The sequence below is a fragment of the Cyanobium sp. BA20m-p-22 genome (assembly GCF_024346275.1).
Classification (GTDB): domain Bacteria; phylum Cyanobacteriota; class Cyanobacteriia; order PCC-6307; family Cyanobiaceae; genus Cyanobium_A.
Map to the genome: position 1 here is coordinate 1 of NZ_JAGQCQ010000253.1, position 5,630 is coordinate 5,630.

At 66.8% G+C, this 5,630-nt stretch carries 4 protein-coding genes and 1 pseudogene; 2 read left to right on the forward strand and 3 right to left on the reverse strand.

Annotated features, from left to right (window positions below; translation table 11 throughout):
• Nucleotides 1-335 (forward strand): annotated as a pseudogene (locus tag KBZ15_RS17280) (geranylgeranyl reductase); the annotation flags it as partial.
• A 19-nt stretch (nt 336-354) separates the two neighbouring features.
• Here KBZ15_RS17280 and glyS read toward each other — a convergent pair.
• Complete coding sequence (gene glyS / locus KBZ15_RS17285) at nt 355-2,520, reverse strand: glycine--tRNA ligase subunit beta (protein WP_255016465.1); 2,166 nt, start codon at nt 2,518-2,520, stop codon at nt 355-357.
• 92 nt (nt 2,521-2,612) lie between these two features.
• Between glyS and sir the strand changes: the two genes are divergently transcribed.
• Complete coding sequence (gene sir, locus KBZ15_RS17290; RefSeq protein ID WP_255016466.1) at nt 2,613-4,427, forward strand: sulfite reductase, ferredoxin dependent; 1,815 nt, start codon at nt 2,613-2,615, stop codon at nt 4,425-4,427.
• Here sir and KBZ15_RS17295 read toward each other — a convergent pair.
• Together KBZ15_RS17295 and KBZ15_RS17300 are read right to left on the reverse strand one after the other, a co-directional pair.
• Nucleotides 4,388-5,113 (reverse strand): M15 family metallopeptidase, encoded by a 726-nt coding sequence (locus tag KBZ15_RS17295; RefSeq protein WP_255016467.1) that lies wholly within the window; start codon nt 5,111-5,113, stop codon nt 4,388-4,390. The genes sir and KBZ15_RS17295 overlap by 40 nt on opposite strands.
• A gap of 17 nt (nt 5,114-5,130) precedes the next feature.
• Nucleotides 5,131-5,630, reverse strand: a 500-nt coding sequence (locus KBZ15_RS17300) for a helicase-related protein (RefSeq protein ID WP_261357691.1), incomplete at its 5' end; no start/stop codon positions are given.

Genomic DNA, 5,630 nt, shown 5'->3' on the forward strand with positions numbered 1-5,630 from the left:
ACGACGCAGCCCGCGAGGCTTTCCTCGAGATGTGTGACGACAAAGATGTTCAACGGCTTACATTTGACAGCTATTTGTATAAGCGTGTTGTCATGATGAATCCCTGGCAGCAACTCAAGCTAACCCTCCTCACCCTGGGTTCGGTGCTCAGGGGCAATGCCCTGGCGCCCCAGGGCTACAAGCCAGTCAGCAGCGCAGTTCGGGAAGATGCCGAGGTCAACGCCATGTTGGCGGTGAGCAGCATCAAGGGAGGCATCAAGGTGGCTGGCCAAGTGCCCCGGCCAGAGCCGGGCAAGGCAGATCAGGAGCGTGAACCTGTGCTGGCTGCAAAGTAGGCAGCCAGCCAGAGCCCGCTCAGCCGCCTATCCGGCTGAAGTCGGCCAGCACCGAGGCCTGATTGCGCAGCACGGCCAACAGATTGAGTCGGTTGGTGCGCACGGCTTGATCCTGGGCCATAACCATCACGCTCTGCGGGCCATCGAAAAATCCCGCCAGGGCGTCCGCCCCAGCGGCTAGACCCCGGGCCAGCTGGCCATAGCGTTCAGGCGAGCCGGCCAGGGCTATCGGCTCAAGGGCGGAAAGAACGGCAAGCATGGCCGACTCGCTCTCCTTTTCGAACAGGTCGGCATTGACCACCCCGTCGGCACTGAGCACGGTGATGCTGAGCTCAGAGTGCTCCGCCAGCCGGGTCGCCCTGGTAACTACCGCCTGAACGGACGTCAGTTCCCCGCTGCGGCGCAACTGCACAAGCAGGGCCACCCGCTGCCGCGCGTCCTCAGGGTCCCCCAGCACCCTTTCCAGCGCCACGGTCACGCCTGCGGCGGCCTGCACCAGGTCGCTGTCCATGCCGTCCTCCTCCAGCAGGGTCAACAACCTCTGGCGCAGGAATTCAGCCAGATTGTGGGCGAGGGCCTGCGGCTCTACGCCAAGGTGGGGCAGCAGCTGGGCCCAGTGGTGGGCACAACGTTCCAGCAGGGCGTTCAGGTCCAGCCGCCAACCCCTATCCCAGAGAATCTGCAGCAGTCCCTGACCGGCGCGGCGCAGGGCGTAGGGGTCGGAAGAGCCCGTCGGCCGCTCTCCCTTGGCATAGATGCTCAAGAGCAGCTCCAGCCGCTCAGCAAGGGCCAGTACAGCTCCGGCAGGGGAGCTGGGCAGGCCATCTCCTGCTCCCCTGGGCAGGTAGTGCTCCAACACAGCCAGGGCTACCCCACGGGGCTCCCCCTCGGCCAGGAGGTATTTGCCGCCCATAGCGCCCTGCAGTTCCGGGAACTCGCCGACCATCTGGCTCACCAGGTCGTGTTTGCAGAGGTGGGCGGCCCGGCGGGCCAGCTCAGGAGAGCCGGCCGGGAGCTCCAGCTGCTGGAGCAGCACATCGGTGCACCACTCCAGCCGTTCGGTGCGCTCCAGCAGGCTGCCTAGACCTTCGGCGAAGGTGACGCGGGCGAGCTGGTCGCGGCGATCAATACTGGCCATGGCGCGGTCGGCACTTACAAAGAACTCGGCATCGGCAAGGCGGGCCCTCAATACCCGCTCATTGCCGCGGGCCACGGTGGCCGCCGCCGCAGCCAGGCCATTGCTGATGCAAAGGAAGCGGGGCAGCAGGGTCTGGCGGGCATCTAGGCCGAGGGGATCGTTGCTGCGCCCCTGGCGGTAGAGCGGCACATAGCGCTGGTGGGACCGCATCACGGTGCACAGCACCTCGGCGGGGAGGTCGAGGTAGCGCTCAGCAAAGCGGCCTTCCAGCAGGGAGGGCGACTCAACCAGGTCGACCAACTCGCCAAACAGGCTGTCGGGCAGGTCGGCATCTGCCTGGTGGGCGGCGGCGGCCTCGTCCACGGCCGCCCGAATCAGTTCGGCGCGGCGATCCCGATCCACCACGACCCCCGCAGCTGCCATGGCAGGGAAGTAGGCCTGGGCGCTGCCAATCGCTACGGCGGCGCTGTGGAGTCGATGGCCCCGGCTCACCGTGGTGGTGCTGATGGCCGGATCGCTACCTACCAGGGAGACCGTTATCGGCAGATCATCCAGATAGGCCAAAAGCCAGCGGACGGGCCGGGAAAAGCGGATCTCCCCGGCGCCCCAGCGCATGAAACGACGTCCCTGAAGGGCAGCGAGCCAGAGCGGGATCTGCTCTGCCAGCACAGTCACCGTCGGCAGACCCGCCGCGACACAGCGGGCAAATACAAAGGGACCCCTCGGAGTATCGCGGCTCCGCAACGCCTCGGCAGCCACACCACATCGTCTGGCAAAACCCAGGGCCGCCGCGGTCGGCTGGCCGTCCTTCCAGCCCTGGGCCGAGGGAGGCCCCTTGCGCTCCTCTTCCAGGTCTGGCTGGCGCTCAGGCAACCCTTCGACCCAGACCACCAGCCGCCGGGGCGTGCTGGTGCAGCGGATCTGGCTGGAACTCAGCCGCAGGCTGGCCAGATCGCGGCCCACCAGTTGCTGGAGCTGGGGCAGGGCCAGCCGGGCAAAATCGGCGGGCATTTCCTCGGTGCCGATTTCGAGCAGGAAGGTCGACAAGGGGCCAGGGCAAACCAGCGCGACTGTATTGAACGCCGTTCGCTAACTTCAGGGTCGTCGAGCGTTGTGCCCAGGACCCGATGCCAGATGTCATGGACGGATCCAGTAGTAGCCAAGCTTCTACCAGTAAGCCCCCGTCAAAGCTTTCTTCAAAGACCCCGTCCAAATTTGAACAGCTCAAGACCAGCAGCGGCCACCTGAAGGAGCCGCTGCTCGGGGAACTCGGCAACGAAGCTCCCAATTTCAGTGATGGCGCGATCCAGATCCTGAAATTTCACGGCAGCTACCAGCAGGACAACCGTGACAACCGCCGCAAGGGGGAGGAAAAGGATTGGCAGATGATGTTGCGGCTGCGCAACCCCGGCGGCCGGGTTCCCGGCGGGCTCTATCTGGCAATCGACGAGCTGGCCGACAGGCTCGGCAATGGCACCCTGCGGGCCACCACCCGCCAGGCCTTCCAAATGCACGGCGTCCACAAGGAAAACCTCAAGGAGGTGATCGGCACGATCGTGCGCAAACTCGGCTCCACCCTCTCGGCCTGTGGAGACATCAATCGCAATGTGATGGCTCCGGCCGCACCCTTTGAGAAAGGTGCCTACCCGGCCGCCCGCCAGCTGGCCGATGACATCGCCGACCTGCTGACCCCCCAGGCAGCCGAAGGCTCCTACCTCGACATCTGGGTGGACGGCGAGCTCAGTTACCGGATCAAGCCCAGCAACAGCGTAAAAACAGTCAAGGCACGGCAGCTGGAGGGCGGGGTTTTCAGCGGCGACAGCAGCGAACCTCTCTATGGGGCGACCTATCTGCCGCGCAAATTCAAGGTGGCCGTCACCGTTCCCGGAGACAACTCGGTCGACCTGCTCACCCAGGACATCGGCCTGGTGCTGTTCTGCGATCCCCAAGGCAGAGCCAAGGGCTGCAACGTCTACGTGGGCGGTGGCATGGGCCGCACCCACAACAAGGAGGAAACCTTCGCCCGCACGGCCGACCCCCTCGGCTACGTAGCCAGCGAACACCTGCTGGATCTGGTGCAGTCGATCCTGGCCCTGCAGCGCGACCACGGTGACCGGGAGCAGCGGCGCCATGCCCGGATGAAGTATCTGATCCACGACCGCGGCGTGGCCTGGTTCAAGCAGGAGCTCCAGGCCAGCTATTTCGGCCATCCGATCAAGGCCCTGCGGCCCGAGCCCAAGGCCAAGCTCGAGGATTATCTCGGCTGGCACCGCCAGTCCAAGGGCCTTTGGTTTGTCGGCTTGCCGGTGCTCAGCGGGCGGCTGGCCGGGGAGCTCAAAGCCGGCCTGCGCCAGCTGGTGGCCACCTACAAACTCGAGGTGCGTCTCACCCCAAACCAGGACGTGCTGCTCTGCAACATCGGCACGGCCCAGCGCTCAAGCGTGCGCGAGGCCCTGGCCGCTCTGGGTTACGAAGCTCCGGAGCAGACCGCCCCCCTGGCGCGCCACGCCCTGGCCTGTCCCGCCCTGCCCCTCTGCGGCCTGGCGGTGACCGAGGCGGAGCGGATTCTTCCAGCGGTGCTGGAGCGACTCGACACCCTGCTGCAGCGCAATGGCATCTCCAGGTCGGTGCTGGTGCGTATGACCGGCTGCCCCAATGGCTGTGCCCGCCCCTACATGGCCGAAATTGGCCTGGTGGGCAGCGGAGTTGACCAATACCAACTGTGGCTCGGCGGCACCCCCAACCTCAGCCGTCTGGCCGAGCCCTACCTTGAAAAAATGGCCCTTGCCGATTTGGAGGTCACCCTGGAGCCCCTGCTGCAGGCCTGGCAAGGGGCCGGAGGGCGCAGCAGCCTGGGGGATTTCGTAACCAAGAGTGGCCGCCCGGCGGTTGATGCCTGGTTAGCGGCCGGGCTTCAAACATCCGAGCCCTCCTCTTTGCCCACCCGGCCGTAGCGGGCCTGGCTGGCACCACTGCGCCAGGCCCACAGCTGGTCTCCCCAGCTGAAGTGCCACCACTCGTTGGGATGCTGGACGAAGCCGGCGGCAGCCATCGCTTCGGCCAGCCAGTGCCGGTGCCGGTGCCAGCGAGCCGCCTCCCCAACCTGATCTAACCGGGCGGCGGCGGCATGGAAGGCCGGCTCCGATATGGGCCCGATTGCATCGATGGCGCCACCCATGGGCAGGGGCGCTCCGCTGCCATCGGCCAGGGTGAGGTCCACCGCCGCACCGGTGCTGTGGGGGGGCGGCGTGGCGGGATCCCCACTCGGGGGCGCCCAGAAACGCCCCACTTCAGCGGCCACCAGGGCCCGCTCCGGCGAATCGGCATCGGGATCAAAGCCGAGGCGGCGGCATTCAGCCACCAGGGCGTGGCGCACCATGAAGCGCTGCACTGCCAGGGGGCGCCAGCCATCAAAGATGGCCAGGCGCAGGTCTGGGTGCTCCAGCTGCAGGGCCTGCTGCGCCTGGAGCAACCGATCCACCACCCCGCTGCGCAGCAAAAAGGGATTGCCATCGGGGCCGTAGGGCGCCCCCAGGGCCAGGTAGGGATGGGGTTCCAGCCGCCACAGGGCCCCAGCTATGGGCAGCAGCGGCTCACCGCAGTCGTGGATCGGAATCGGGCTCCAGGGACGCAGGGGCATGGCGATCGATTGGGCGGTCAATTGAGGCGGGCGGCCTGGTCCATCTGGCGGCGCCGTTGCTCGGCCAGGGCCTGGGCCAGACCCGGATGGGCCTGCAGGCTGGGATCGGCCTGGGTGATTTCCTGGGCCACGGCCCGGGCCCGTTCAAGCACCTCGCCATCGTCGGTGAGGCTGGCCAGGGCGAGATCGGGCAGGCCCGACTGACGGGTTCCCAGCACCTGGCCCGGCCCCCGCAGGCGCAGGTCCATCTCGGCAATCTCAAAGCCGTCGCTGGAGCGCACCAGCAGTTCCAGGCGCTGGCGGGCCAGCACGTTGCTGCTGTCGTTGATCAGCAGACAGTGGGAGGCGGCCGCCCCCCGGCCCACCCGGCCGCGCAGCTGGTGCAACTGAGCCAGGCCGAAGCGCTCGGCATGGTCGATCAGCATCACGCTGGCCTCGGGAACATCCACACCTACCTCCACCACCGTGGTGCTCACCAGCACCTGGGTGTCACCGGCGGCAAAGGCGGCGATGGCAG